The organism is Kitasatospora sp. NPDC023176, assembly GCF_055560495.1.
In genome coordinates this window covers 178,305-202,250 of the sequence record NZ_JBVHIP010000002.1, presented here as the reverse complement: position 1 = coordinate 202,250, position 23,946 = coordinate 178,305, and the positions used below count along the sequence as shown (strand labels likewise).

Annotated in this window: 25 protein-coding genes and 3 pseudogenes; 13 read left to right on the top strand and 15 right to left on the bottom strand. The window is 73.6% G+C overall.

All coding sequences use genetic code 11. The annotated features are described in order from the left end of the window. Positions 1-484: 484 nt before the first annotated feature. Together ACZ3YL_RS05110 and ACZ3YL_RS05105 are read right to left on the bottom strand one after the other, a co-directional pair. A complete protein-coding gene (locus ACZ3YL_RS05110; RefSeq protein WP_188309534.1) occupies positions 485-700 on the bottom strand; it encodes a hypothetical protein in 216 nt (71 codons plus the stop codon). Between the two features lie 279 nt (positions 701-979). Further along, entirely contained in the window at positions 980-2,101 is a 1,122-nt protein-coding gene (locus tag ACZ3YL_RS05105; protein ID WP_465655503.1) for a TIM44-like domain-containing protein, read from the bottom strand. 181 nt (positions 2,102-2,282) lie between these two features. On the opposite strand from ACZ3YL_RS05105, the gene ACZ3YL_RS05100 reads away from it, so the two are divergent. Next, complete coding sequence (locus tag ACZ3YL_RS05100) at positions 2,283-2,723, top strand: FAD-dependent oxidoreductase (RefSeq protein WP_465655729.1); 441 nt, start codon at positions 2,283-2,285, stop codon at positions 2,721-2,723. 2 nt (positions 2,724-2,725) lie between these two features. Here ACZ3YL_RS05100 and ACZ3YL_RS05095 read toward each other — a convergent pair whose 3' ends face one another. Next, complete coding sequence (locus ACZ3YL_RS05095; RefSeq protein WP_465655501.1) at positions 2,726-4,033, bottom strand: MFS transporter; 1,308 nt, start codon at positions 4,031-4,033, stop codon at positions 2,726-2,728. A gap of 2 nt (positions 4,034-4,035) precedes the next feature. Further along, entirely contained in the window at positions 4,036-4,929 is an 894-nt protein-coding gene (locus tag ACZ3YL_RS05090; protein WP_465655499.1) for a DMT family transporter, read from the bottom strand. Between the two features lie 71 nt (positions 4,930-5,000). On the opposite strand from ACZ3YL_RS05090, the gene ACZ3YL_RS05085 reads away from it, so the two are divergent. Beyond that, positions 5,001-5,894, top strand: coding sequence for a LysR family transcriptional regulator (locus ACZ3YL_RS05085; protein ID WP_188309537.1), 894 nt, complete (start codon positions 5,001-5,003; stop codon positions 5,892-5,894). A 155-nt stretch (positions 5,895-6,049) separates the two neighbouring features. Next, positions 6,050-6,169 (top strand): annotated as a pseudogene (locus tag ACZ3YL_RS05080) (DNA-binding response regulator); the annotation flags it as partial. A 14-nt stretch (positions 6,170-6,183) separates the two neighbouring features. On the opposite strand, the gene ACZ3YL_RS05075 reads toward ACZ3YL_RS05080, so the two are convergent. Beyond that, on the bottom strand, positions 6,184-6,747 hold the full coding sequence (locus ACZ3YL_RS05075; protein ID WP_465655497.1) for a GNAT family N-acetyltransferase: 564 nt from the start codon (positions 6,745-6,747) through the stop codon (positions 6,184-6,186). 166 nt (positions 6,748-6,913) lie between these two features. Further along, a complete protein-coding gene (locus tag ACZ3YL_RS05070; RefSeq protein ID WP_465655495.1) occupies positions 6,914-7,879 on the bottom strand; it encodes an Lrp/AsnC family transcriptional regulator in 966 nt (321 codons plus the stop codon). Positions 7,880-8,127: 248 nt separating this feature from the next. Between ACZ3YL_RS05070 and ACZ3YL_RS05065 the strand changes: the two genes are divergently transcribed. Beyond that, positions 8,128-9,603 carry an FAD-dependent monooxygenase gene (locus ACZ3YL_RS05065; protein WP_465655492.1) on the top strand — a complete coding sequence of 492 codons (1,476 nt, stop codon included), beginning with the start codon at positions 8,128-8,130 and terminating at the stop codon, positions 9,601-9,603. A 30-nt stretch (positions 9,604-9,633) separates the two neighbouring features. Here the strand turns inward: ACZ3YL_RS05065 and cynR are convergent, their stop codons facing one another. Further along, entirely contained in the window at positions 9,634-10,533 is a 900-nt protein-coding gene (cynR, locus tag ACZ3YL_RS05060) for a transcriptional regulator CynR (protein WP_188309541.1), read from the bottom strand. A gap of 124 nt (positions 10,534-10,657) precedes the next feature. Between cynR and ACZ3YL_RS05055 the strand changes: the two genes are divergently transcribed. From ACZ3YL_RS05055 to ACZ3YL_RS05035, 5 genes are all read left to right on the top strand, one after another. Beyond that, positions 10,658-11,248 (top strand): carbonic anhydrase, encoded by a 591-nt coding sequence (locus ACZ3YL_RS05055; RefSeq protein WP_188309542.1) that lies wholly within the window; start codon positions 10,658-10,660, stop codon positions 11,246-11,248. Between the two features lie 98 nt (positions 11,249-11,346). Next, positions 11,347-11,817, top strand: a complete 471-nt coding sequence (gene cynS, locus ACZ3YL_RS05050; protein WP_188309543.1) for a cyanase — start codon at positions 11,347-11,349, stop codon at positions 11,815-11,817. A gap of 126 nt (positions 11,818-11,943) precedes the next feature. After that, entirely contained in the window at positions 11,944-12,462 is a 519-nt protein-coding gene (locus ACZ3YL_RS05045; RefSeq protein WP_465655489.1) for a nucleoside deaminase, read from the top strand. Positions 12,463-12,469: 7 nt separating this feature from the next. After that, positions 12,470-12,877: an NUDIX hydrolase gene (locus ACZ3YL_RS05040; protein ID WP_465655487.1), complete on the top strand. Its 408-nt coding sequence runs from the start codon at positions 12,470-12,472 to the stop codon at positions 12,875-12,877. Positions 12,878-13,110: 233 nt separating this feature from the next. Then, positions 13,111-14,097 (top strand): alpha/beta hydrolase, encoded by a 987-nt coding sequence (locus ACZ3YL_RS05035; protein ID WP_465655485.1) that lies wholly within the window; start codon positions 13,111-13,113, stop codon positions 14,095-14,097. 13 nt (positions 14,098-14,110) lie between these two features. Here the strand turns inward: ACZ3YL_RS05035 and gndA are convergent, their stop codons facing one another. Then, positions 14,111-15,562 (bottom strand): NADP-dependent phosphogluconate dehydrogenase, encoded by a 1,452-nt coding sequence (gndA, locus tag ACZ3YL_RS05030; RefSeq protein WP_465655483.1) that lies wholly within the window; start codon positions 15,560-15,562, stop codon positions 14,111-14,113. 401 nt (positions 15,563-15,963) lie between these two features. Between gndA and ACZ3YL_RS05025 the strand changes: the two genes are divergently transcribed. Further along, complete coding sequence (locus tag ACZ3YL_RS05025) at positions 15,964-17,601, top strand: alkaline phosphatase family protein (RefSeq protein WP_465655481.1); 1,638 nt, start codon at positions 15,964-15,966, stop codon at positions 17,599-17,601. Positions 17,602-17,784: 183 nt separating this feature from the next. Here ACZ3YL_RS05025 and ACZ3YL_RS05020 read toward each other — a convergent pair whose 3' ends face one another. Next, positions 17,785-18,348: a dihydrofolate reductase family protein gene (locus tag ACZ3YL_RS05020; RefSeq protein WP_465655479.1), complete on the bottom strand. Its 564-nt coding sequence runs from the start codon at positions 18,346-18,348 to the stop codon at positions 17,785-17,787. Between the two features lie 184 nt (positions 18,349-18,532). Between ACZ3YL_RS05020 and ACZ3YL_RS05015 the strand changes: the two genes are divergently transcribed. Then, complete coding sequence (locus ACZ3YL_RS05015) at positions 18,533-19,327, top strand: NAD-dependent epimerase/dehydratase family protein (protein ID WP_465655727.1); 795 nt, start codon at positions 18,533-18,535, stop codon at positions 19,325-19,327. 27 nt (positions 19,328-19,354) lie between these two features. On the opposite strand, the gene ACZ3YL_RS05010 is transcribed toward ACZ3YL_RS05015, so the two are convergent. Beyond that, positions 19,355-20,047, bottom strand: a complete 693-nt coding sequence (locus tag ACZ3YL_RS05010; protein ID WP_465655477.1) for an alpha/beta fold hydrolase — start codon at positions 20,045-20,047, stop codon at positions 19,355-19,357. A 9-nt stretch (positions 20,048-20,056) separates the two neighbouring features. After that, positions 20,057-20,275, bottom strand: a pseudogene (locus tag ACZ3YL_RS05005) (hypothetical protein); the annotation flags it as partial. Between the two features lie 188 nt (positions 20,276-20,463). Between ACZ3YL_RS05005 and ACZ3YL_RS05000 the strand changes: the two are divergent. Beyond that, positions 20,464-20,874, top strand: coding sequence for a (R)-mandelonitrile lyase (locus ACZ3YL_RS05000; protein WP_188309549.1), 411 nt, complete (start codon positions 20,464-20,466; stop codon positions 20,872-20,874). A gap of 35 nt (positions 20,875-20,909) precedes the next feature. Further along, positions 20,910-21,950, top strand: coding sequence for an NAD(P)-dependent alcohol dehydrogenase (locus ACZ3YL_RS04995; protein WP_465655475.1), 1,041 nt, complete (start codon positions 20,910-20,912; stop codon positions 21,948-21,950). A gap of 80 nt (positions 21,951-22,030) precedes the next feature. On the opposite strand, the pseudogene ACZ3YL_RS04990 reads toward ACZ3YL_RS04995, so the two are convergent. The 4 genes and pseudogenes from ACZ3YL_RS04990 to ACZ3YL_RS04975 all read right to left on the bottom strand — a co-directional run. Next, a pseudogene (locus ACZ3YL_RS04990) lies at positions 22,031-22,240 on the bottom strand (alpha-ketoglutarate-dependent dioxygenase AlkB); the annotation flags it as partial. After that, the gene (locus ACZ3YL_RS04985; RefSeq protein ID WP_465655472.1) at positions 22,237-22,794 is read right to left on the bottom strand and encodes a hypothetical protein; all 558 of its coding nucleotides are present in this window, start codon (positions 22,792-22,794) and stop codon (positions 22,237-22,239) included. The gene ACZ3YL_RS04985 and the pseudogene ACZ3YL_RS04990, both read right to left, overlap by 4 nt. Further along, positions 22,791-23,087: a metal-binding protein gene (locus ACZ3YL_RS04980; RefSeq protein WP_465655470.1), complete on the bottom strand. Its 297-nt coding sequence runs from the start codon at positions 23,085-23,087 to the stop codon at positions 22,791-22,793. Before ACZ3YL_RS04980 ends, ACZ3YL_RS04985 begins: the two co-directional genes overlap by 4 nt. A 9-nt stretch (positions 23,088-23,096) precedes the next feature. After that, the gene (locus ACZ3YL_RS04975; protein ID WP_188309553.1) at positions 23,097-23,846 is read right to left on the bottom strand and encodes a 2OG-Fe(II) oxygenase; all 750 of its coding nucleotides are present in this window, start codon (positions 23,844-23,846) and stop codon (positions 23,097-23,099) included. Positions 23,847-23,946 lie beyond the last annotated feature (100 nt).

The window sequence follows — 23,946 nt, the reverse complement described above, 5'->3', positions numbered from 1 at the left end:
GGCTGCCGCACTTCGGCCCGCGGCTGCTGCTCGGCCGCTGACGGGACCGACAGGATCGGCAGATCCCGCGGCACCGTCCTCGACGCCGCGGACGCGGACGCCTGTGCCGATGGCAGGACTCCCGCCTGGAGCAGCGAAGCCACCAACACCGTCGCCACCGCGAAGACGATCCACCGCAACCACGACCGCGCGGACGACCGCGCTCTGCCGGCACCTGTGGACAAGGCCCCTCCCATGCCGTCGACGCCCGCCGGAACCCGCGACATGGCAGGACGCGGGTCCACCTCATCCACTCCCGGCTGGAACGCCTGGGCGGGGACTGAAATCCTCCGCGACCGGCGGGTCCTGGGGAACAGGTGCCGTACACCTTGGCCGGAACCACCGAACCGCCGGACCTTCAAACGGAACGCCCGCTGCCCGGTCCGGCCGCCACCGCCGCGTTGTCCTGTCAGGGACATGTCTTGGCGCGTGCTCCCGGGTGCCTCTAAGCGGAGTCGTGGAACCGCCGGACACCCGGTTCCCACTTGGCCGGAACCGTACGGCCGAAGTGACGGAAATCGGTGAACCGGTAGAGCTCAGCCAGGCCTTCGACCGTGTCGACGGGCAGCGACTCGTGGTTACGCCGGGCGATCTCCAGCAGCGTCTCCGGCTGGATCGACCCCTCCAGATGCACATGCAGTTCGATCTTCTGCGTCGTCATGTGCGGGAGCCTTGAACGGATCGGACAGGTGTCCGCCCGGCGGCCGACTGCGTACGGAGCGGACCGTCGCCTTGCTGGACAGGAGGCCGAAGCGACGAGCAACGGAACGGTGGGACCGGCACACCCGCACGCGGGGAGCGGACTGCACCATGTCCCCCACACGAGCACGGCTCCGAGGTCGACCCACCGAGCGAAGCCAGGCCCGACCGATCCACGGATATGGACAGTCGCTCGGTACTGGGCCGGTGGTGGCGGCGGGGGGTGTGGCGGGGGGTGTGGCTAGGGGGTGTCGGTGGCGATCACGGTCCATGCCTTGGCCGAGGTGTCGTCCAGCCGCAGGTCGAAGGTGAAGGCGATCGGCCTGCGCTTGTGCGCGTCACCGCGCAGCACCTGTTCGGTGCGGCGGTCGACTTCGTAGTAGACGCCCTGCGCGTCGACCGCGACGCGGAAGACGACCGGCTCGCGTGAGACCAGCGAGCGCACCGTGACGGACGTGACGGTGGCCTCGCGCAGGACGGTCCGGCGGGGCGTGCGGACGGGGGTGAAGTCGAGGCTGCCGTCGTTCATGACCCATTCCTCGAGGAACCGCTCGACGGCGACCTCGAGAACCGCTCTGTCGAAGCGGCCGTCGAGGACGCTCAGATCGCCGGCGGCGGTGTCGGCGTCCGTGCTCCACGAGATGTTGGTGAGGGAGAGGACATCGCTCGCCCCGGTGACCGTGCTCTTCTGCGCGACCTCGAGCACCGCGTCCCGGGCGACCTCTTTCTGGTCCCAGCCGTCGGTCTCGATGGCGCTGCTCAGGTGGTGCGCTCCCTCGCCGGCCTGCTCGAGTGAGGACACGATCCACTCGCCGGCCGCGCTCTTGCGCAGTGTCCAGTACTCGACCGGGCGCGTCGAGCCGTCCTTGCGCACGGCCTGCCGGCCGTCGCCGCTGCGTACGTAGTCGCGGAGCGTCGCGGTGATCCGGAAGGTCACGGTGTCGTTCAGCTCGCCCGCCCGGTTGGCGACGTGGACCAGCTCGACCACCGGACCGTCGACGATCTCCACGACGTTGACCTCGCCACGCGATTCGTAGTCGCGCAGCTCCTCGGCCCACTTGCCGTACAGCACGGGGGACAGGATCTGCTGCAGCGTGGCGTGGTCGTGTCCGGTCCAGGCCCGCTGGGCCGTCACGTACAGCCACACGGCGCGGCGCTCGAGTGCCGCGCGGTCGAAGGTCGCATCGGTGTCGGCGATGGCATCGACCCGGGCCGAGACCCGGGCGGCGCGCTCGCGCGCCTGGGCGTCCGCGCGGTGCGCCGTGCGGTCCGAGACCGTGTTCAGGTCGCCTGCCAATGCCGCCTTGCGGCGCCGGGACCTGAGCCACAGGATCAGCAGGACCACGGCCACGATCACCAGCACGGCGACGAGCCCACCGCCACCGGCTCCGAAACCGGTCCCGAAGCCGGTCCCGAAGCCGACTCCGGAGCCGCCGCCAGTCGACCCGTGGAAGCCGGCACCGCCGCCGCCATGGCCGCCCCCGCCCCCGCTGCCCCCGAACCCGTGACCGCCGCCCCCACCACGGGCATAGGCGGCCGTCGGGCTGCTCAGCGCGACGGCTCCCGCGACCACACATATCCACCGGCGGACGCGCACAGGGCCTTCCCTTCAAGAAACCGCAGATCTTCCGGACAACCGCAAGCGTACAAGCCGGGGGTGTGCGGGCAGCTCCGGGACCAATGGGCCGCCTTGCAGGGAGCGACGGCGGGCCCGCCGGGGCCGCGGGCCGTGGAACCGACGAGCCCAGCGGCATGGGGACTTCCAGGACGCGGACCAGGTGACGGCCGTCCTCGCCGCTGGCCGGACGATCCGGGCGGACCACCTGATCGGCGCCGACGGCGCCCGAAGCTTCGTCCGCTCCGCCCTCGGGATCGGCACCTCGGGCCCCGGCAAGCCGGGCCAGGCCAAGAACAACACCCTGTTCCGGTGGCTCGGATCCGACGACCCGGGCGTGACCTCAGGGCTTGCATCCGTGACCCGGTGAGCCTAGGGCGCCCCGTCGCCGGTGGCCGGCGGACCGGTTCGCGTCGGCTCGGGTCGGCCCGCACTTCGGTCGACCGGAGTGGACTGCGGCGGAAGGGCGCGGCGGTGGCGCACCGGGGAGAGGAAGACCGGCAGGAAGGCCGTCGCGATCAGAGCACCGCCCACCCACAGCGCGAGGTGCACGCCGCCCAGTTGACCGATCGCGCCGGCGATCGCGGAGCCGACGGCGAGGGCTCCGGTGAGAAGGAAGCGGAAGGTGGCGTTCATCCGGCCGAGCAGGGGGTCGGGGGTCATCCGCTGGCGCAGGCTCACGCCGAGCACGTTGTCCATACCGATCTTGAACATGGCCAGGACCCAGCCGCACCCGGCGAGCCACAGCCAGGCCCCGTGGCCGGCCAGCGGCACCAGCAGGCCGGTCGGGGACAGCCAGAGGCCGGCCAGGGCGAGGGTACGGCCGTGGCCGAGTCGGGCGGCCCACGGGCGGGCGCACCGGGCGCCGAGCAGCAGGCCGGCCCCGCCCGCCGCCCAGAACAGGCCCAGGGTGCCTGCGGACAGGCCGAGTTCGCGCAGGAAGAGGAACGGGAGCGTGGTGTTGACGATCTGCGAGCCGAGGTTGGCGAGGGTGGCGGTGAGCGCGAGCGCCCGGAGTTCCGGATGGCCGAAGACGTGGCGCAGGCCGTCCGCGATCTGGTCCCGCAGCCGGGCGGGCGGTCCGGGGGCGGGGGAGGCCGGGGACCGGTGCAGTGCGGTGAGTTGCAGGGCGGAGGCGAGGTAGCACGCGGCCGTGGCGGCGACCGCCACCGGAGCCGTCAGCACCTGGACCAGCGCGCCGCCCGCGCCGCGCCCGGCGACGTTGCCGAGGGCGATCAGGCTCACCACGGCGGCGTTGGCCCGTACCAGCGCGTCCCGGCCGACGAGGTGCGGGAGCGCGCTCTGTGAGCCGATGTCGAAGAAGACGGTCGCGGCGCCGTTCAGCAGCACGACCACGGACAACTGCCAGACCGTGAGGGCGTGTTGCCACCAGGCGAGCGGTACGGAGGCGAAGAGCAAAGCGCGGGACAGGTCCGCGGTGATCAGCACCCCGCGGTGGTGCAGCCGGTCCACCCAGGCTCCGGCGGGCAGGCCGATGAGGAGGAAGGCGGCGGTGCCCAGCGTCCCGAGCAGGCCGACCACGGCCGGAGTCGCGTCGAGGGCGGATACGGCGATGAGCGGGACGGCGACGTAGCTGACGTTGGTGGCGAGCTGGCTGAGCATGGTCGCGGCGAACAGGGTGCGGAAGTCCGTTACCCGCCAGGGGGATTGGGGCGTCATCGTCACCTCGCGCCGGCCGGTGCGGGGGCCTTGCGCAGCCGGGTCAGCGCCACCCCGGCGAGTACGACGGCCATTCCCGCGAGGGTCCTCGGGCCGACGGGCTCGCCGAGGACGAGCGCGCCCAGCAGGATCGAGACCACGGGCAGCAGGTAGCCGACGGTGGCGGCATCGGTGGCGCCTTCGCTGGCGATGATCCGGTAGGTGAGGTGGAACGTCACCCCGGTGGCGAAGACCCCGAGCACGGCCGCGGCGATCAGCGGGGTCGCGCCGGGATGGGCCGGCGGTGAGCCGCCCGCGGGAAGTGCCAGCGCGGTCAGTCCGGTCGCGGCGATCAGCTGGGCGGCGGACAGGGAGAGGGTGGGCGTACCCCGGCCGACCAGGTGGCGCCGCATGTAGCCGAAGGCGATGGCGTAGCTCAACGAGGCGCCGAGGACGGCGAGGGCTCCCCAGCCCAGCGCCCGGCCGTGCTGCCAGGGCGCGAAGATCAGCAGCGTGCCGCCGAACCCGAGCAGGAGCCCGCCCAGGCGGAACGGGCCCGGGCGCTCGGTGCCGACGGCGAGACCGATCAGCAGCGACCACAGCGGAGTCGTCGCGCTCAGCACGCCGGCCAGGCCGGAGTCGACGCTCTGCTGGCCGAGGCTGAGCAGGGTGAACGGCAGGGCGTTGCAGAAGAAGGCGGCCACCATGATGTGCCGCCAGGTCCCGGCCGAGCGCGGCAGCCGCAGGCCCCGGGCGAAGCACAGTGCCACCAGGACGACCGCCCCCAGGGCGCAGCGGACGACCGTGACCTGGGCCGGCTGCAGGCCGTCCAGGGCCAGTCGGATCCACAGGAAGGTGGATCCCCAGAGCAGCGCGAGGATTCCCACGCGTGACCAGTACAGGCTTGCGGTTCTCATGGGAGGAACGCTGCCCGGGCCCATTCGACAGCACAAGCGAAAAGATCTTCAGGTCCGTTAAGCTGGGCTACATGATCGATGTGAGGCGCATGCAGGTGCTGCGGGCCGTCGTCAGCAGCGGCTCGGTCACCGCCGCTGCGGCCAACCTGGGGTACACCCCGTCAGCGGTGAGCCAGCAGATCGCGACCCTGGAGCGGGAGGCCGGGATCGCCCTGCTGGAACGGGCCGGCCGGGGCGTCCGTCCGACGGAGGCCGGACGGCTGCTGACCGAGCACGCCGCCACCATCAGCCGCAACGTCGCCGAGGCGGAGACCGCCCTGGCCGAACTGCGGGCCGGCCGGACCGGCCGGCTCTCCATCCGCTACTTCGCGACCGTCGGGGCCCGGCTGGTCGCGCCCGCCGTCGCCCGGGTGCGCCGGGAACACCCGGGGGTGCGGATCGACCTGCGGCTGCACGACCCCGAGGACCCGTTGGGCGAGGTGGCGGACGGCCGAGCCGACCTCGCGCTGGTGATCGGCGGCACCGAGGAACCGGCGCCGGGCGTCCGGACGGTCCACCTGCTCGACGACGCGTACGTGGCGGTCCTCCCGGCGGACCACCCGTTGGCCGCGAAACGTGTCCTCGACCTCGCCGACCTGGCCGAGGAGCCGTGGGTCGGCAGCGAGCCGCCGGGCCCCTGCCTGGAACCCGTGCTCCAGGCCTGCGCGGCCGCCGGTTTCAGCCCCGACTTCGTGGTGGACGGTCAGGACCATGCCACCGCCCGGGGTTTCGTCGCCGCCGGGCTCGGGGTGGCCGTGATGCCGAGGCTGGGGCTCAGCAGCCGCCACCCCGGCGTCGTGGTCCGCCGGGTGCGCCGCCCCGAACCGGTCCGTACCGTCCACGCCGCCGTCCGGGAGACCGCACTGGCCCACCCGGCGGTGCGCGGCCTGCTCGACGCGCTCCGGGAGGCGGCCGACCGGCCCTGACGGCTCAGCGCCGGGCGGTGCCGGGCGTGACCGGGCGGCACCGGCGGCACCGGGCGTGACCTGCCGGGACCTGCCGGGGGCGGCCACGGCCGGTACCGGTCGGCGAGCTCGCCGTCCGTTGGTACGAGGCCGTCGGCGTCCAGGACGGGGAGGACGTCGTCGAAGCCTCCGTGGTGAAGCGCTGCGCCAACACCTTCACCAAACTCGACCTCGACCCCGCCGAAGGCGACCGCCGCGTCCTGGCCGTCCTCACCCGCCTCCGTGCCGCACGGCCGGACAGGGCGGGAGGTCAGCGCTGCTCCCACTGCTCCTTCGTGATCTCGAACTGCACGCCGCCGAGGTCGGCGCCCTCGACCATCAGCATGTCGTCCGGGGTGGGGAGGGGATGGGAGAACGTCATGCCCACCTTCTCCATGACGTTGCGCGAACTGCGGTTCAGCGCCATCGTCGCGGCCCAGACCATGCGCAGGTCGAGCTCGCCGAACCCCTTGCGCAGCAGGGCCCGCGAGGCCTCGGTGGCATAGCCCTTGCCCCAGGCCGCCTGCCGCAGCCGGTACCCGAGCTCGGCCTCGTCCTTCGGGCCGTCCTTCGCGGGTCGCAGACAGAACCAGCCGATGAACGCCCCGCCGTCCTTCTCGAACGCGGCGAACAACCCGAGCTCGCCGCCCCACCTCTCGTAGCCGGCGATGATGTTCGGCAGATGGCTCTCGCGGACGACCTCCGCAGGCGTCCCCTCCCCACCGGAGAGGAAGCGCATCACCGCCGGATCGCTGTCCAACTCGATCAACAGGTCCGCGTCGTCAGCAGTGAATCGGCGCAGCGTCAGGCGCTCGGTCTCCAGATAGATGGTCATGCAGCGGATCATTCACGAACCACCTGAGACCCTCAACGCATTTACGGGGGCCGTCAGGAGACACCACGGGCATCCTCGAACAGATGCGGGTCTGACGACCCATCGGGGCGGCCCACCTCCCTCCCGGGAGGCGGACACCCCGGCGCACCCCGGCGCACCCCGGCCGCTACACCCGGTTCGCGGCCTGCTTGACGGTCCGGATCACCGGCGCGGTCTCGACGTGGGTGACGGCCGGCAGGGCCGCGACCCGGGTGGTGAGGTACCGGTACAGCGCCCGATGGTCGGCGCAGACCACGCTGGCGTACAGGTTGGTCGGCCCGGTGGTGGCGCAGGCGAAGGCCACCTCGGGGTGCCCGGCCAGGGTTTCGCCGGCCTCCTCCAGGTGCGGGGGAGCGACCGAGAGCCACAGCAGGGTCCGGGTGCCGATGCCGAGCAGGCGCGGGTCGCAGTCGAGGTCCAGGTAGAGCACCCCGCGTTCGCGCAGCTCCGTCATCCGGCGCCGGACCGTCGTGGGTGACCAGCCGGTCACCGCGGCCAGCTGTTCGAACCCGGCGCGGCCGTCGGCGGCCAGGGCGGCGAGCAGCCGGCGGTCTCCGTCGTCGAGCCGTGCCGGGCCGGGCCGGTGCGGAAGCGGGGGCGGGCGCAGCGCCTCGACGGCCGTGGCGTCCAGCGGGCCGAGCTTGGCGATCAGGCTGTCCGGGCCGCCGTAGAAGGAGTGCAGGACGGAGTGGGCGCTGACACCCTCGACGCGCGGGGTGCGGGGGAGCCGGGCCAGCAGCAGGGCCTCGCTGTCGGCGTCGGTCTCGGTGCGGACGGAGCAGGTGATCTCGGTGCCGCCGGAGGTGAGGCTCACCCAGGACGTGTCGGGGCGCCGGGCGAGCGCCTCGGCGACCGCGACCGACGCGTTGGGCGCGCAGCGCACGCGCAGCAGCCAGAGCACCGCGCCGAGCGCGGTCGGGTCGACGCCGCCGAGCACCCGCAGCGCGCCGGTGGAGCGCAGCGCGGCGTAGCGGCGGGCGACGGTGCGGTCCGACACCCCGAGGGCGGCGGCGATCGTGCTGAACGGGGCCCGGCCGTCGATCTGCAGGGCGTGGACGAGGCGGCGGTCCAGCTCGTCGTAGTCGGATTCCACCGTGCCGAGGGTAGTCGGCGTCGGATACCGGCACCATCGGGCCCCTCACTGGCCCAAGGCCCCCCGGCGGACGGAGCGTTGGTCCCGTCGCCAGGACGACCGGCCGGGACGGCCGGCCGACACCGCGGCCGGGAACCACCGGCCGGGACCACGGCCGGGAACGACCGGCCGGAGCCACGGACCGGAACGACCGGCCGGCTGGGCGACCGATCGGCGGAGCAGCCGATCGACGGAACCAGGGAGGAACCATGGACACCGACGTACTCGTGGTCGGCGCGGGCCCCACCGGGATGACGGCGGCCGGTGAACTGCTGCTGGCAGGGGCCAGGACCGTACTGGCCGACCGGCTGCCGGAGCGCAGCACCCTGTCCAGGGCGGGCGGCGTGCAGACCCGCACGCTGGAGGCGCTCGACCAGCGCGGGCTGCTGGCACCGCTGCTGGCCGGCGGGGACCACCCGGTCGGCGACGGCCACTTCGCGGGCATCCCGCTGGCGCCCGTCCAGGCCCCCGAGGCCGAAGCGGCCCGGACGGCCTTCCGCCCCCGGCAGCCCTGGCGCTCCGTCCCCCAGGTCGAACTGGAGGCCTTCTTCGAGCGCCACCTCGCCGATCAGGGCCTCCATGTCCGGCGCGACCACGAACTGGTCGGCCTCAGCCAGGACGAGGACGCCGTCACCGCGACCTTCGCCGACGGCCGTGCCGTCCGCGCCCGCTACCTCGTCGCCGCCGACGGCGGCCACAGCGCGGTGCGGTCCCTGCTGAAGGCCGAATTCCCGGGCCGGGCAGGCACCTTGACCACCATCGCCGCCGATGTGCGGCTGAGCGGCGCCGACGGCCTGCCGACGCACCACCGCGCTGCCGACGGCGCCTGGGCGGGACTGTTCCCGCTCGGCACCGACGGCCGGGGCCGGCCGCTGCGCCGGCTCGCCATGGGCGGGCCGGGCCGGTCGCTGCCCAGGGACGTCCCGATCACCGAGGAGGAGATCCGCGACGGGCTGCGCGCCGTGTTCGGCGAGCGGGTGCAACTGCTCGAACTCTGCCACGCCCGCCGGATCACCAACGCGGCCCGGCAGGCCGCCCAGTACCGGCACGGGCGGGTGTTCCTGGCCGGCGACGCTGCCCACGTCCACCTCCCGCTCGGCGCCCAGGGCATGAACGGCGGCATACAGGACGCCTTCAACCTGGGTTGGAAGCTCGGCGCCGCCGTACGGGGCTGGGCGCCGGACGGCCTGCTCGACAGCTACCACGCCGAACGCCACCTGGCCGGGGCGCTGGCGCTGCGCAACGTCCAGGCGCAGAGCCTGCTGATGGACTGGGTGGGCACCCGCGACCCGGACGTGCTGGCCACCCGGGACGTCTTCGTCGAGCTGAGCGAACTGCCGGACGTGCGGCGCCACTTGGCCGCCCTGATGTCCGGAACGGCCATCCGCTACCCGATGCCGGACGGTGGCGACCACCCGCTCCTGGGGCGGCCCGTGCCGGACGTCGACCTCGGCCCGGCCCGGGTGTACGAACTCCTGCGGTCCGGGCGCGGCGTGCTGCTCGACCCCGAGGGCACCCTCGCCGAGGCCGCCGCGCCCTGGTCGGACCGGGTGGACCGGGCCGGCCGGGGTGCGCCCGTCGAGCCGATGCTGATCCGTCCGGACGGCCATGTCTGCTGGGTGAGCACCCCGGCGACCCTGCGGCCGTCCCTGGCCCGCTGGTTCGGCGCGCCCTCGGCCGGCTGAGCGTGACCGGGCCCGCCGGTCGCCTGGTGTTCAGGTGGCCGGCGGGTAGCCGCGGGCGCGGACGAGGTCGTGGACGAGGGCGGTGAAGGCGCGGGTGGCGGCGCTGCGGTAGGCGTCGGCGCGGTGCAGGAGGGTGACGGTGCGGGTGGGCAGGGGCGGGTCGAGCGGGATCCGGGCGAGCCGGGGGTGGTCGTGGGTGACGGCGTCCGGCAGCACGGTGGCGAGCGGGGTGCGCTGGACGACCTCGGTGAGGGCCTGGATGGAATTGGCCTCGACGGCGATGCGCGGGCTGACGCGGTGGCGGGCGAAGTAGTCGTCGATGTGCCCGCGGGTGGCGAAGTCGCCGCTGAGCAGGGCGAGTCGGTGCTCGGCGAGGTCCCGCACGGGCAGCGGGCCAGCAGGCAGCCGGCCGACGCCGGTGACCAGGGTGAGGGTCTCGGTGAACAGGTCGGTGGCGGTGACGCCGGGCGGGTGGGGGCCCCGGAAGGCGATGCCGAGGTCGAACTCGTCGGTCAGCAGGCCGGTTTCGATGCCGTCCTGGCTGGTCTCCCGCACGGTGAGGGTGATGCCGGGGTGCCGCTCGTGGAGTCCGGCGGCGAGCGGGCCGACGAGGTAGGCCGTGAAGGTGGGGGTGATGCCCAGGCGCAGTTGCCCGCGGGAGAGGTCCTGGACGTCGTGGACGGCGCGTTCGGCGGCGGCGAGGTCCCGCAGCGCGCGGCGGGCGTGGTGGGCGTAGGCCTGGCCGGCGTCGGTGAGGCGCACGGTGCGTCCGGTGCGGTCCAGCAGCTGGGTGCCCAGGGTCCGTTCGAGCTGCTTGATCTGCTGGGAGAGCGTGGGCTGGGAGATGTGCAGTTCCTCGGCGGCGCGGGTGAAGTTGCCGTGGTCGGCCACGGCGAGCAGGTAGCGCAGGTGGCGCAGTTCCAGAGCCATGGTCGAACTATAGACCTCATCGATGGAAACCATCGGTAGCAGCTCTTGGACTCTATACGCCCAGGTCATGCACAGTGGATCTCGCCAGGCCCCCCGGCCCGGCGCCACGAAAGGGAGTGATTCCATGCGTGACTTCGCCGACGGCATCGCGCACTTCCAGCGGGACGTCTTCCCCGGCAAGGAGGAGCTCTTCGCCCGCCTGGCCGGCCACCACAGCCCGCACACCCTGCTCATCGGCTGCTCCGACGCCCGCGTCGTGCCGGAGCTGATCACCGGGTCCGAGCCGGGCGAGCTGTTCGTCATCCGCACCGCCGGCAACCTGGTGCCCGCCTACACCCCCGGGGCCGACGGGGTCACCGCGAGCATCGAGTACGCCGTCGCCGCCCTGGGCGTCCGGGACATCGTCGTCTGCGGGCACTCCGCGTGCGGGGCGATGACCGCCCTCGCCCACGGCCACGACCTCAGCGGCGTCCCGGCCGTCGCCGACTGGCTGCGGCTCGCCGACGCCTCGGTGGCCCGGACCGCCACCGCCGGGGACGTCCCGGCCCTGGTGCGGCACAACGTGCTCGCCCAGCTGGCGAACCTGGCCACCCATCCGTCCGTCGCCCGGGCCCTGGCCGAGCGGACGGTCACCCTGCGCGGCTGGGTCTTCGACATCGCCACCGGGCGCGTCGAAGACCTCACCGCCGCCGACCGGACCGCACTCGCGGCCTGATCGCCCAGTCCCCGGGCCGCCCCGTCCGCGCGACCCGGACCCCTCGACCCGCGCGCTCCGCGCCACCGCGAAGCGCCGTCCACCCGAAGGAGCCCCCCATGGTGCACGCCCAGTTCGACCCCACCGCCCGCCAGGCGCTCGCCGTCGCCGCCGTCGACGCCAAGACCCGCAAGGACCTCACCTGGCAGCAGATCGCCGACGTGTCCGGCCTGTCGGTGGCCTTCACCACCGCCGCCGTCCTCGGCCAGCACGCCCTGCCGAAGACCGCCGCCGAGGCCGTCGCCGAGCTGCTCGGCCTGGACGAGGACGCGGCGCTGCTGCTGCAGACCATCCCCACCCGCGGCTCGATCCCCGGCGGCATCCCCACCGACCCGACCATCTACCGCTTCTACGAGATGCTCCAGGTCTACGGGACCACCCTCAAGGCCCTCGTCCACGAGGAGTTCGGCGACGGCATCATCTCCGCGATCAACTTCAAGCTCGACGTGAAGAAGGTCGCCGACCCCGAGGGCGGCGAGCGCGCCGTCATCACCCTGGACGGCAAGTACCTGCCGACCAAGCCCTTCTGACCCGCCCCTGCTGACCCGACTCCCGGTGGGGCGGGCCGCCGCCCGCCCCACCTCCCCCTCCACACCCCCGCCCGTCCCCGCACTCGCACCCGTACCGCACCTGCATCCGACCCGGAAGAGGCCACCGTGGACTTCGCCCAGCGCACCATCGACATCGCCCGCCAGAACGTCGCCGAGGGCGGCCGCCCGTTCGCGACCGTCATCGTCAAGGACGGCCGGATCCTCGCCGAGAGCGCCAACAAGGTCGCCCAGACCAACGACCCCACCGCGCACGCGGAGATCCTCGCCATCCGCGAGGCCTGCACCAAGCTCGGCACCGAGCACCTGACCGGCACCACCATCTACGTGCTGGCCCACCCCTGCCCGATGTGCCTGGGCTCGCTCTACTACTGCTCGCCGGACGAGGTGGTCTTCCTCACCACCCGCGACGCCTACGAGCCGCACTACGTCGACGACCGCAAGTACTTCGAACTCGCCACCTTCTACGACGAGTTCGCCAAGAACTGGGACGAGCGCCGGCTGCCGATGCGCTACGCCCCGAGCGAGGGCGCGGTCGACGTCTACCGCCTCTGGCAGCAGCGCAACGGCGGCGAACGCCGCGTCGCGGGCGTCCCGACCGGCCCGAGCGCCCCGAGCGCGGGCTGAGGCCCCGATGCCCCACGTGATCGAGAAGGTGGCCTGGATCCGGCTCGACGAGGGCCGGCTCCTCACCACCCGCACCCACGGCCGCGAGCTGTACTACCTGCCCGGCGGCAAGCCCGAGCCCGGTGAGACCCACCCCCAGGCGCTCGTCCGCGAGATCCGGGAGGAACTCGGCATCACGCTGGACCAGGCCACCGTCCGGCCGCTGCTGACCATCGAGGCCCCGGCCGACCACAAGGCCCCCGGCACCCTGGTCCGCACCACCTGCTACACCGCCGACCACACGGGCACCCCCACCCCGTGCGGCGAGATCGCCGAGCTCGCCCACCTCACCCACGGCGACCACCCCCGCGCCAGCGCCACCACCCGCACCGCCCTCGACCACCTCGCCGCCCGCGGCCACCTCCTGCGCTGGTAGACCGCGCCCTGCCGGCGGGGCGTCAGCAAGGGGGACGTGGCTGCGAGAGACGTGCTGGACGGCCTCGGTGCGGGCCGCCGAGCGCACCCGAGCCGCCGAGCGCCCGCACCTCACCCGGCCCGGCCTCTCGCACCGGTTCCGGCTCAGGGCGGTCCGGGGGCGCCGGACGTCCGCGCGGACGGGAATGGCAGGCTGGGCCGGGAGTGGGCGTGCCAGGGCGAGGGGGAGCAGCGGTGACGGGTGGATCGGCAGTCCGGCGGGTGCCGCCGTTGGATCCGCAGGTGCGGGCGGCGGTGGAGGCCGCCGGTGGGCGGGCGCGGGAGGCGCTCACCCCCGAGGGCCTGGCGGCCTGGCAGGAACGGGACGCGGCCGTCCGGCCCCGGCCGACGCTGGAGCGGCTGCGCGACGGCGGCCGGTTCGAGGTGGCGGAGCTGCGGGTACCGGGGGCCGACGGCGAGGTCACCCTGGTCAGTGCCCGGCCCGCCGGCGTCCGCGAGGTGCTGCCGGTGCTGTACTACCTGCACGGCGGTGGGATGGTGACGGGCAACGCGTGGTCCGTCCTGCCGCGGCTGCTGCGCTCCTGGGCGCTGCCGCTGGGGCTGGCGGTGGTGTCCGTCGAGTACCGGTTGGCGCCGGGGACCCGCTTCCCGGGGGCCGTGGAGGACGCCTATGCCGGGCTCGGCTGGGTGGCCGGGCACGCGGACGCGCTGGGCGTGGACGCCCGGCGCCTGGTCATCGGCGGCAAGAGCGCCGGCGGCGGGCTCGCCGCGGCCCTGGCCCTGCTGTCCCGGGATCGTGGCGGTCCGGCGCCGATCGGCCAGCTGCTGATGAGCCCGATGCTCGACGACCGGGGCGACACCTTCTCCAGCCACCAGATGGCCGGCCACGACACCTGGGACCGCGCCTCCAACGCCACCGCCTGGCAGGCCGTGCTCGGCGACCGCTACGGCGCCGCCGACCTCCCGTCGTACGCGGCCCCGGCCCGCGCCACCGATCTGTCCGGGCTGCCCGCCGCGTACGTCGACGTGGGCTCCGCCGAGACCTTCCGGGACGAGGGCGTCGCCTACGCCGACGCGATCTGGCGGGCTGGCGGCGAGGCCGAACTGCACGTGTGGCCCGGCGCCTGCCACGGGTTCGACACCCTCGCCCCGGACGCGGCCCTCGCCCGGGACGCCCAGGAGGCCCGCACCCGCTGGCTGCGGCGCGTCCTCCAGAGGTGAAACCGCGGGCCGGCTACGCCCCGCTGTCCGTGCGCTCCTCGGGGCGGCCGGGCTCGGCCCAGCGGGTGTGGTAGCTGCCCGGCCGGTCGGTGCGGCGGTAGGTGTGGGCGCCGAAGAAGTCGCGCTGTCCCTGGATCAGGGCGGCGGGCAGGTGCTCGCTGCGCAGGGTGTCGTAGGAGGCCAGTGCGGCGGAGAAGGCCGGTACCGGGATGCCGTGCTGGGCCGCCGCGGCGACGACCGTGCGCCAGGCGGCCTGGGCGTCGGCGATCTCGGTGGCGAACTGCTTCTCGGCGAGCAGGCTGACCAGGTCGGGGTTGTCCGCGTGGGCGGCGCGGATCCGGTCCAGGAAGGCGGCCCGGATGATGCAGCCGCCGCGCCAGATCTTCGCGACCGCGCCGAGGTCGATGTCCCAGCCGTACTCGGCGGCCGCGTCGCGGATCATGGTCCAGCCCTGGTCGTAGGCGATGACCTTCGACGCGTACAGCGCCTGCTCGACGTCCCGGGTGAACCGGTCGGCCTCGTGCGGGCGCATCTCATGCACGGTGCCGCCGGGCAGCGGGCGGTAGGCCGCGCGCAGTTCGGCGCGGGAGGAGGCGACCCGGGCGAAGGTGGCCTGGGCGATGGCGGTGACCGGGGAACCGAGGTCGAGGGCGGTCTGTACCGTCCAGCGTCCGGTGCCCTTCTGCTCCGCGGCGTCCTGGACGATGTCGACGAAGGGCTTGCCGGTGTCGGCGTCGGTGTGGGCGAGGACCTCGGCGGTGATCTCGATGAGGTACGAGTCCAGGCGGCCCTGGTTCCAGCGCCGGAAGATGTCGGCGATCTCGGCCGGGGCGTACCCGCCGACCTCCCGCAGCAGGTGGTAGGCCTCGGCGATGAGCTGCATGTCGGCGTACTCGATGCCGTTGTGCACCATCTTCACGAAGTGCCCGGCGCCGTCGCTGCCGATGTGGGTGCAGCACGGCTCGCCGTCCACGTGGGCGCTGATCTTCTCCAGCATCGGGCCGAGCACGGTGTAGGACTCGGCGGAGCCGCCGGGCATGACCGAGGGGCCGAGCAGGGCGCCCTCCTCCCCGCCGGAGACGCCGCTGCCGACGAAGTGGATGCCGCGCTCGCGCAGCGACTTCTCCCGGCGGCGGGTGTCGGCGAAGTGGGCGTTGCCACCGTCGATGATCATGTCGCCCGGTTCCAGCAGCGGCGCGAACTCCTCGATCACCTCATCGGTGGGCCCGCCCGCCTTCACCATGATCAGCAGCCGGCGCGGCCATTCCAGCGCGGCCACGAGGTCCTGCGGCGACTCCGCCGGGACGAACCGGCCCTCGTGGCCGAACTCCTCGACCAGGGCCCGGGTCCGGGCGGGGGTGCGGTTGTGCACCGCGACCGTGTAGCCGTTGCGGGCGAAGTTCCGCGCCAGGTTGCGGCCCATGACCGCCAGCCCCGTCACGCCGATCTGTGCGGATGCGTCCATGACCTGTTGCTTCCTTCCTCGGAGCCTCCGGAGAGCCCGCAGGCTCGTCCCGCGCGTCGTGCGGCGCCCGTCGGGACCTCGCAGCGGTACCTCGTGGCGCGCACGGAAAGACCGCCCCGGGCGGTCGGACTACAGGATCGCCGCCGGCGATGTGCCGCGCCCGGGGAGTTAGCCCGTTCGGGCCCCCGGGCACCGCTGCCGCTGGTGCGGCAGCGGCCAAGGTGGTCCACCAATCCTCATGACAGCACAACGAGTTGGTGAGGGCAAGGTAAAATCGCGCGGCTCTCCGGGCAGGAGTCCGGCGTTGTTCATGTGCCGGCCGCCGCCGGTACACCAGGACCTCCCACGCTGGGGGCGCACCGCCGCAGTCACCTCACCTCCCCCCTCCACAGGAGACCTCTGTGACCCGTCGTTATGTCCGGCTGGCCGCCACCATCGGCGCCGCCGGAATGCTGGCCGGATCCACCGTCGCCCAGGCCGCCGCCGCCGAGGAGGGCCGCGGCGCCCACGCCCAGCACGTCCTGCTGGTGTCGGTCGACGGCCTGCACCAGTCGGACCTCGCCCGGTTCGTGGCCGAGCACCCGCAGTCGGCGCTCGCCCGGCTGGTCCGCGGCGGTGTCGAGTACACCCACGCCAGCACCACCAACCCCTCGGACTCCTTCCCCGGCATGGTCGCCCAGCTGACCGGCGGCGGCCCCGGCACCACCGGCGTCTACTACGACGACGCCTACAACGCCGCGCTGCTCCCGGCCGGCACGACCGACTGCGAGAGCGCCAAGCCCGGCGCCGAGGTGGACCTCACCGAGGACCTGGACAAGAACAAGGACGCGCTCGACGCCGGCCAGGGCCTGCCCGGACTGCCCGGCTCCATCCTGCGGATGACCGGCCGCCCGCAGACCCTGATCGACCCGGCCAAGCTGCCCGTCGACCCCGACACCTGCAAGCCGGTCTACCCGCATTCCTACCTCCAGGTGAACACCGTCTTCGAGGTGGCCCGCCAGGCCGGGCTGCGCACCGCGTGGTCGGACAAGCACGCCGCCTACGACATCCTCAACGGCCCCTCGGGCGACGGCATCCAGGACCTCTTCACCCCCGAGATCAACAGCAACGCGACCGGCTACAAGGGCGACTGGACCAAGGACAACCAGGCCACCGAGCAGTACGACTCGTACAAGGTGCAGGCCGTCCTCAACCAGATCGACGGCTACGACCACAGCCGCGCGCAGAAGGTCGGCACCCCGGCAGTGTTCGGCCTGAACTTCCAGTCAGTCTCGACCGCGCAGAAGCTCGCCGGCTCCCAGGGCCTCCAGGGCGGCTACATCGGCAAGGGCGTGCCCGGCCCGCTGGTGGAGAAGAACCTGGAGTACGTCGACCAGCAGATCGGCGCGCTGACCGCCGAACTGCGCAAGCAGCACCTGGACGGCTCCACCACCGTCATCCTCTCCGCCAAGCACGGCCAGTCCCCGACCGACCCGGCCGCGCTCAACCGGATCGACGACGGCCCGCTGCTGGCCGGCCTCAACGCCGCCTGGAAGGCCGCCCACCCGGGCGCCGGCGACCTGGTCGCCCACGCCGTCGACGACGACGGCGTGCTGCTCTGGCTCAACGACCGCTCCGAGACCGCCACCGAGTTCGCCAAGAACTACCTACTGGCGCAGAACGGCAACGGCGTCGACATCAACGGCAAGCCCCGCCCCTTCACCAGGAGCGGCGTCCAGAAGGCCTACGCCGGCGAGGCGGCCGCCGACTACTTCGGCGTCGAGCCCGGCGACCCCCGGGTGCCGGACGTCTTCGGCATCGCCCAGTACGGCGTCGTCTACACCGGCGGCAGCAAGATCGCCGAGCACGGCGGCGCCCACCCCGACGACCTCGACGTCCCGCTGGTCGTCTCCGGCGCGGCCACCCCGAACGGCGCCCGCCAGGACGCGAAGGTCGAGACCAAGCAGATCGCGCCGACCATCCTGAAGCTGCTCGGCCTCCAGCCGAACGCCCTGGAGGCCGTCCGCGAGGAGCACACCCGGGTCCTGCCGGTCCGCTGACGCCTGGTCCGCTGACGCCCGGAGCGCCGGCGTCGGGACGCCGATGACGGCGGGGGAGGGGCGCCCCCGTCGTCCTCGTGATCGCCCAGCGCGGTCGCGGTCGCGGTCGCGCCCACGCTCGCAGGGCGGGTGGCATTCACGTTCGGGTGGACCGGGCGAGCGGTCGAGTCGCGGGACGGGTGCTCAGCGCCTCGTCTCGTACCTGGTCAGGATCACGCCGCAGGGAAGCGTCCGCGTCTCCACCAGGTTCAGGTTCACCCAGCTGTCGAGCGCGGTGAAGAACGGCGTGCCACCGCCCACCAGGACCGGCGCGGTGGCCAGTACGTACTCGTCGATCAGCCCGGCCCGCATGGCCGCCCCGGCGAGGGTCGCGCCGCCGACGGCCATCGGGCCGCCGTCCTCGGCCTTGAGCCGGGTGATCTCGGCGACCGCGTCGCCGGTGACCAGGCGGGTGTTCCAGTCGACCTTGTCGGTCGTGGAGGAGAACACCACCTTCGACATGTCCCGCCAGCGGCGCGCGAACTCGATCTGTGCCGGGGTGGCGTCGGGCTGCTGGTCGCCGGTCGGCCAGTAGGAGCTCATCGTCCGCCACAGCTTGCGCCCGTACAGCGACAGCTCGGTGGCCTGCACCTGGTCGGACCAGAACTGGAACAGCTCGTCGCTCGGCACGCTCCAGCCGATGTCGTCGCCGGGTGCGGCGATGTAGCCGTCCAGGGTCAGGTTCATGCCGTAGATCAGTTTCCGCATGGCGCCAGCCTTCCGTGAGTCGGTCCCACGCGTACGGACCGGCGCGCCGCCAGGCTCGGTCCGCCGCTTGAATATTGCCGCGAACTCTGTCGTCACGTCAGGTATCGTCGCCCGTCGCCGAGTTCGCCCACCTGGAACGGACTCGGTTCCGAGCCTTCGAGGAACCATGGGAGAACCACGGATGGTGAACCAGCCCCGTCTGGTCCTGCTCACCGGCGCCGCCGGCCGCATCGGCAGCAGCCTGCGCGAACTGCTGCCCGCCCACGGGTACCGGCTGCGCTGCTTCGACCGCCTGCCGGTGCCCGGCGAACCCGACGCGATCACCGCCGAGCTGGCGGACGCCGAGGTGTTGGCGGCCGCGATGGAGGGCGTCGACGCCGTGGTCCACCTGGCCGGGATACCGGGTGAGGCGCCGTTCGCCGACATCCTGGCGGCCAACATCGACGGGACCTACCGGCTGTACGAGGCGGCCCGGGCCGCGGGCGTGCGCCGGATCGTCTACGCGAGCAGCAACCACGCGACCGGCTTCACCGAGCGCCCCGCCGACGGAAGTTCCGTACCGGTGGACGCCCCGCAGCGGCCCGACACCTACTACGGGCTGTCCAAGTGCTTCGGCGAGGACCTCGCCTCGCTGTACGCCGACCGGCACGGGATCGAGACCGTCTCGCTGCGCATAGGCTCCTTCACCCCCGAGCCCCGCAGCATCCGGATGCTCTCCACCTGGCTCAGCGCCGGCGACTGCGCCCGCCTGGTGCACGCCGCTCTCACCGGCCCGGTGGCCGGCCACACCGTCGCCTACGGCATCTCCGCCAACACCCGCGCCTGGTGGGACCTCTCCACGGCCAGGGCCCTCGGCTACCAGCCACAGGACGACGCCGAGGCCTACGCCGCCGAGCTGATCGCGAAGCTGGGCGAACTCGCCCCCGACGACCCGGAGTACCGCTACCTCGGCGGCAGCTTCACCCAGGCCGGGCGCTGACGCGGATCGCTCCCTCCGTTCGCGGGGTCACTCCACGGCATCGAGCAGGATCCGCGCCAGTTCACGCGGCGTGGAGAACATCGGCCAGTGGCCGGTGTCCAGTTCGACCAGTCGCCACCGCTCGCCCTTCAGCAACTCGGCGACGTCGCCGCTCGGTTCGGCGCCGTCGAGCAGGCATTTGACGTACGTCGCCGGGAGCTGCGCCAGCGGTCGCTCCAGGACGGCCGGCTCGGTGAGCGTCGCACCGGGGTGCGGGGTGGAGCCGCCGACGATGCGGGCGATCTGCTCGTCGGTGAGCCCCTGCCCCTGGTAGTCGGGCGCGGTGAGCGGGGCCCAGAACCCGTCGTCGGTGAGTGCCGCCTCGAAGGCCGCCCGCCCCTGCCACCAGGCGGAGGCGAAGGACTCGCCGTGCGTCGGCACGTTGGAGTCGACGAAGACGATCCGTCGCAGCCGGTCGCCGATCCGCTCGGCGGCCTGCCCGACCGGGATGCCCGAGTAGCTGTGCCCGACCAGGACGACGTCCCGCAGCCCGAGCCGGTCGACCTCGCCCACGATGTCCCGCACGTGCGTCTGCTGCCCGGCCGGCACACCCCGGCGTTCCGCGAGCCCGGACAGCGTCAGCGGGTGCGCGCCGTGCCCGGCCGCCCGCAGCTCCGGCACGACGTCGTCCCAGGCCCACGAACCGAGCCAAGCACCCGCAACCAGTACGAAGTTCACCATGGCCGCACCCTAGCGGGGCGGACTGACAACCCGTCCGAACGGCGGGCAGCGCGCGGTTCCCGGACTCCTGAGCGCGGCAGAGTCCGAACCCGCTCGTCGCAGGCCAGGTGAAACGGCTCGGCAGGCGCTTTCGGTGGCGGCCAGGGAGGCGAGCAGGCGCAGGCCCTCCTCGGCGGGGGAGCCGGGTTCGGCGGTGCGGACGGTCAGATGGGGTCCGGGTTCGGCGGCCCATGCCTTCGACGGTACGGCCTGCCCGCCGCGCGAGGGACGTACTGGCAGTACACCCCTCGCCGGTGCCTCGCCCGCCGCCGGGAAGCGCGGTTAGCTGGAAGAAGGCCCCCGGGCGGCACCGGCCCAGGCCTTCCCCTTTCTCAAGGGCCTGCTCAAGCCCTGACCCCACTCTGGAAGGCAGTTCCATGCAGATCACCCGCAGCTCGACCGACACCCTCAAGGGCCCGGCCGACTGGTTCACCGGCGACGTCTACCTCGACGCCGTCGCCGCCGCGCCCGCGCCCTCGCGGGTCACCGCCAACCTGGTGCACTTCATGCCCGGCGCCCGCACCCACTGGCACCGCCACCCGCTCGGCCAGACCGTCTTCGTCACCGAGGGTGTCGGCCTGTGCCAGCGCCGCGGCGGACCCGTCGAGGTGATCCGGCCGGGCGACCGCGTCCTGTTCGAAGCCGGCGAGGAGCACTGGCACGGTGCCGCGCCGAACCGCCTGATGGTCCACCTGGCCATCAACGAAGGCGACGCCGACCACGACATCGTCCACTGGCTGACGCCCGTCACCGACGAGGAGTACGCCACCGCACCCGCCGCCGACTGAACCCTGCCCCGACCCCCCGCGAGGAGCACCCGCCCATGCGTGTGAACGCCTACGCCGCCCCGGCCGCCGGCCTGCCGCTGGCCGCCACCACCATCGAGCGCCGTGAGGTCGGTCCGAACGACGTCCTCATAGCCATCCAGTACGTCGGCATCTGCCACTCCGACATCCACACCGTCCGGGGCGAGTGGGGCCCGCAGCCGTTCCCCGTCGTCCCCGGCCACGAGATCATCGGCACCGTCACCGAGGTCGGCGCCGCCGTCACCGGCCACCGGGTCGGCGACCGCGTCGGTGTCGGCTGCATGGTCGACTCCTGCGGCCGGTGCGCCCTGTGCCTGCGCGGCGACGAGCAGTACTGCACGGAAGGACCGGTCTTCACCTACGCCTCCGTCGGGCGCGACGGCACCCCCACCCAGGGCGGCTACTCCACCCACGTCGTCGTCGATGCCGGCTTCGTGCTGTCCGTCCCCGACGGCCTCGACCCGGCCGCTGCCGCCCCGCTGCTGTGCGCGGGCATCACCACCTACGCCCCGCTGCGCCACTGGGGCGCGGGCCCCGGCAAGAAGGTCGCCGTCGTCGGGCTCGGCGGCCTCGGCCACATGGCCGTCAAGCTCGCCCACGCCCTGGGAGCCCAGGTCACCGTGCTCTCCCAGTCGCTGAAGAAGCAGGAGGACGGACGCCGCCTCGGCGCCGACCACTACCACGCGACCTCCGACCCCGGCACCTTCACCGAGCTCGCCGGCCGCTTCGACCTGATCGTCAACACCGTCAGCGCCGACCTCGACATCAACGCCTACCTCGGCCTGCTCGCCGTCGACGGCGTCCTCGCCAACGTCGGCGCCGCCCCCGGAGCGATGGCCGTCAACGGGTTCCTGCTCGGCAGCGCCCGGCGCGTCCTGACCGGCTCGATGATCGGCGGCATCGCCCTGACCCAGGAGATGCTCGACTTCTGCGCCGAGCACGGCATCGGCGCCGACATCGAGCTGATCTCCGCCGACCGGATCAACGACGCCTACGAACGGGTCCTGGCCTCCGACGTCCGCTACCGCTTCGTCATCGACACCGCCACCATCGGCTGACCCGCACGGACACGAGCGGCGGCAGGGCCCGGTGTCCTCCCGCCGCTCCGCGCTGCCCGGACGCTCGCCACCGATGCACCGCCGGCCGCATCGACACGCACTGACATGACGCCTCCGCCCGGGACCCGGGTGTGCCGGATCGGCACCGGGCCCCTCTCCCAGCTGCGGCAGGCGGCGACGAGGTGGCGCTGCTCCTCGACGGTGAGCCGGCCGGGTACGTGGACGGCCCCCGGGGCGGGTCCGGTACGGGGCGCGGGCGGCAGCGGGAAGAGCGGCGGGGTCGTGGTCACCGGGTGTTCCCGTTCTGGGGGAGCCGGGTGGTCAGCCGGCCGTGCCGGACCTCCCAGGCGCTGCCGTCCGCGGTGGCCCCGCGCAGGCCGTGCAGGGTGTCGGGGCCGGCGAGGGCGATGGCGCGCGGTTCGGCGAGGGCGGCGAAGCCGAAGGTCCGATCCGGGGCCCAGGCGGTGCTCTGCCGCAGCCGCCGGGCCATCTGGACCCAGCCGAGGGGCGCGGCGGCGACCACCCAGGCGTCCGGGGCCAGGGCGGTGAAGCGTTGGGCCGGGCGCAGCCAGGAGGCGGCCTGCTCGGGCCAGTCGGTGACGGCGAGGACGGATCCGCCGCGGTCCCGCCAGGCCTCGGCGAAGGCCTCGGTGGCCGCCCGGGAGGCGTCGTCGCGGCTGTGGCCCAGGGTGATGGTGTGCACCCGGGGGCGGGCGGCGGTCAACAGGCCGAGCAGCGCGGCGAGTTCGGCCTCGGTGTGCCCGTCGGGGGCGGGCAGGGGCCGGGAGCCGTCGAGCTCGGCGGGGCGGACCAGCGGGGACGGGCCGGGGGTGGCGGGGCTCATGGCTGCTGCTCCTGCTGCTGGGCCTTCCACCGGAGGTACGCGGTGGGCAGGCAGACGGCGCACGGTCGGTGGCCGGCCGCGAGCGCGGTGGGCTCGTCCGCGAAGAACACCCGGCGGCGTACGTCGTGGCCGGCGGCGAGGGGGCGCCGGGCGGACGGGCAGTCGAGGCGTCCGTAGCTGCGGGCGCGCCGGTGGCCGCCGAGGGTGCTGGGCCGGCTGCCGGTGCGGGGGTGGCCGTCGGGGCCGATCAGGCGGTACGTCCGGCTTGCGGCGGTCGAGTCGGGGGTGGTCATGGCGCCGCCTCAGGCGTCGTGGAAGACGAGCCCGAGGGCGTGCCGCCGGCCCGAGCGCACGGTGCTCACGCCGTGGCGAACGGGGCTCGCGGAGAAGCCCCGGGCGGAGCGGACGGGCCGGTCGCGGGTGGTGAAGACCAGGCCGTGGCCCTGCGGGAGGACGGTGGTGGTGCCACGGGACTGCGCACGGGGGCGCTGCTCGACCAGCAGGAACTCGCCGCCGGTGTAGTCGCTGCCGGGCTCGTCGAGGCCGATGACGACCTGGAGCGGGAAGACGAGGTCGCCGAAGACGTCGCGGTGCAGCGCGTTCCAGTCGCCGGGCCGGTAACGGAGCAGGATCTGCGAGGACTTGGCTTGCCCGGCCGCGTGGCACCGCTCGACCCACTCGTCCAGGGTGTCGGGCCAGGGTGCGGGCCGTCCGAGCTTCTCGGCCCAGCCGCGGGCGATGGTGAGCAGCTGCGGGTAGAGGGCCTGGCGCAGCGCGTGGACGGGCTCGGGCAGTTCGTGGGTGAAGTAGCGGTACTGGCCGGAGCCGAAGCGGTGCCGGGCCATGTCCACGGTGGTGCGGAACAGTTCGTCCTGGTCGTACAGCGCGGCCAGGTCGCGGCACTCCCGGGCGGTGAGCAGCTGCGGGGTGAGCGCGCAGCCGTGGGCGTCGAGTTCCTCGGCGAGGGCCGGCCATTCGGCCGCCTGGACGCGCTGCCGGGCATCGGCGGTCGCTGTGCGGCCGCTCTCGGTTCGGGTGCTCACGGGCGTCATGCGGAAGGCCATCGCTCTCGGTTCCTCACCGCGGTCCGTCGGGGTGGCCGCGCTGGTTCCAGAATGCGGCGCTGCGACGGTCGTGGCTGGCGGCTTTCGG

Excerpts from the sequence above, each read along its gene's own strand:
- ACZ3YL_RS05085 (WP_188309537.1), top strand. The coding sequence starts at position 5,001 with ATGATCGATGTGAGGCGCATGCAGGTGCTGCGGGCCGTCGTCAGCAGC.
- ACZ3YL_RS05010 (WP_465655477.1), bottom strand. The coding sequence starts at position 20,047 with ATGGTGAACTTCGTACTGGTTGCGGGTGCTTGGCTCGGTTCGTGGGCC.
- ACZ3YL_RS05065 (WP_465655492.1), top strand. The coding sequence starts at position 8,128 with ATGGACACCGACGTACTCGTGGTCGGCGCGGGCCCCACCGGGATGACG.
- gndA (WP_465655483.1), bottom strand. The coding sequence starts at position 15,562 with ATGGACGCATCCGCACAGATCGGCGTGACGGGGCTGGCGGTCATGGGC.
- ACZ3YL_RS04985 (WP_465655472.1), bottom strand. The coding sequence starts at position 22,794 with ATGAGCCCCGCCACCCCCGGCCCGTCCCCGCTGGTCCGCCCCGCCGAG.
- ACZ3YL_RS05000 (WP_188309549.1), top strand. The coding sequence starts at position 20,464 with ATGCAGATCACCCGCAGCTCGACCGACACCCTCAAGGGCCCGGCCGAC.
- ACZ3YL_RS05095 (WP_465655501.1), bottom strand. The coding sequence starts at position 4,033 with ATGACGCCCCAATCCCCCTGGCGGGTAACGGACTTCCGCACCCTGTTC.
- ACZ3YL_RS04980 (WP_465655470.1), bottom strand. The coding sequence starts at position 23,087 with ATGACCACCCCCGACTCGACCGCCGCAAGCCGGACGTACCGCCTGATC.
- ACZ3YL_RS05040 (WP_465655487.1), top strand. The coding sequence starts at position 12,470 with ATGCCCCACGTGATCGAGAAGGTGGCCTGGATCCGGCTCGACGAGGGC.
- ACZ3YL_RS04995 (WP_465655475.1), top strand. The coding sequence starts at position 20,910 with ATGCGTGTGAACGCCTACGCCGCCCCGGCCGCCGGCCTGCCGCTGGCC.
- ACZ3YL_RS05055 (WP_188309542.1), top strand. The coding sequence starts at position 10,658 with ATGCGTGACTTCGCCGACGGCATCGCGCACTTCCAGCGGGACGTCTTC.
- ACZ3YL_RS05075 (WP_465655497.1), bottom strand. The coding sequence starts at position 6,747 with ATGACCATCTATCTGGAGACCGAGCGCCTGACGCTGCGCCGATTCACT.
- ACZ3YL_RS05110 (WP_188309534.1), bottom strand. The coding sequence starts at position 700 with ATGACGACGCAGAAGATCGAACTGCATGTGCATCTGGAGGGGTCGATC.
- cynS (WP_188309543.1), top strand. The coding sequence starts at position 11,347 with ATGGTGCACGCCCAGTTCGACCCCACCGCCCGCCAGGCGCTCGCCGTC.
- ACZ3YL_RS05090 (WP_465655499.1), bottom strand. The coding sequence starts at position 4,929 with ATGAGAACCGCAAGCCTGTACTGGTCACGCGTGGGAATCCTCGCGCTG.
- ACZ3YL_RS05020 (WP_465655479.1), bottom strand. The coding sequence starts at position 18,348 with ATGCGGAAACTGATCTACGGCATGAACCTGACCCTGGACGGCTACATC.
- cynR (WP_188309541.1), bottom strand. The coding sequence starts at position 10,533 with ATGGCTCTGGAACTGCGCCACCTGCGCTACCTGCTCGCCGTGGCCGAC.
- ACZ3YL_RS04975 (WP_188309553.1), bottom strand. The coding sequence starts at position 23,846 with ATGACGCCCGTGAGCACCCGAACCGAGAGCGGCCGCACAGCGACCGCC.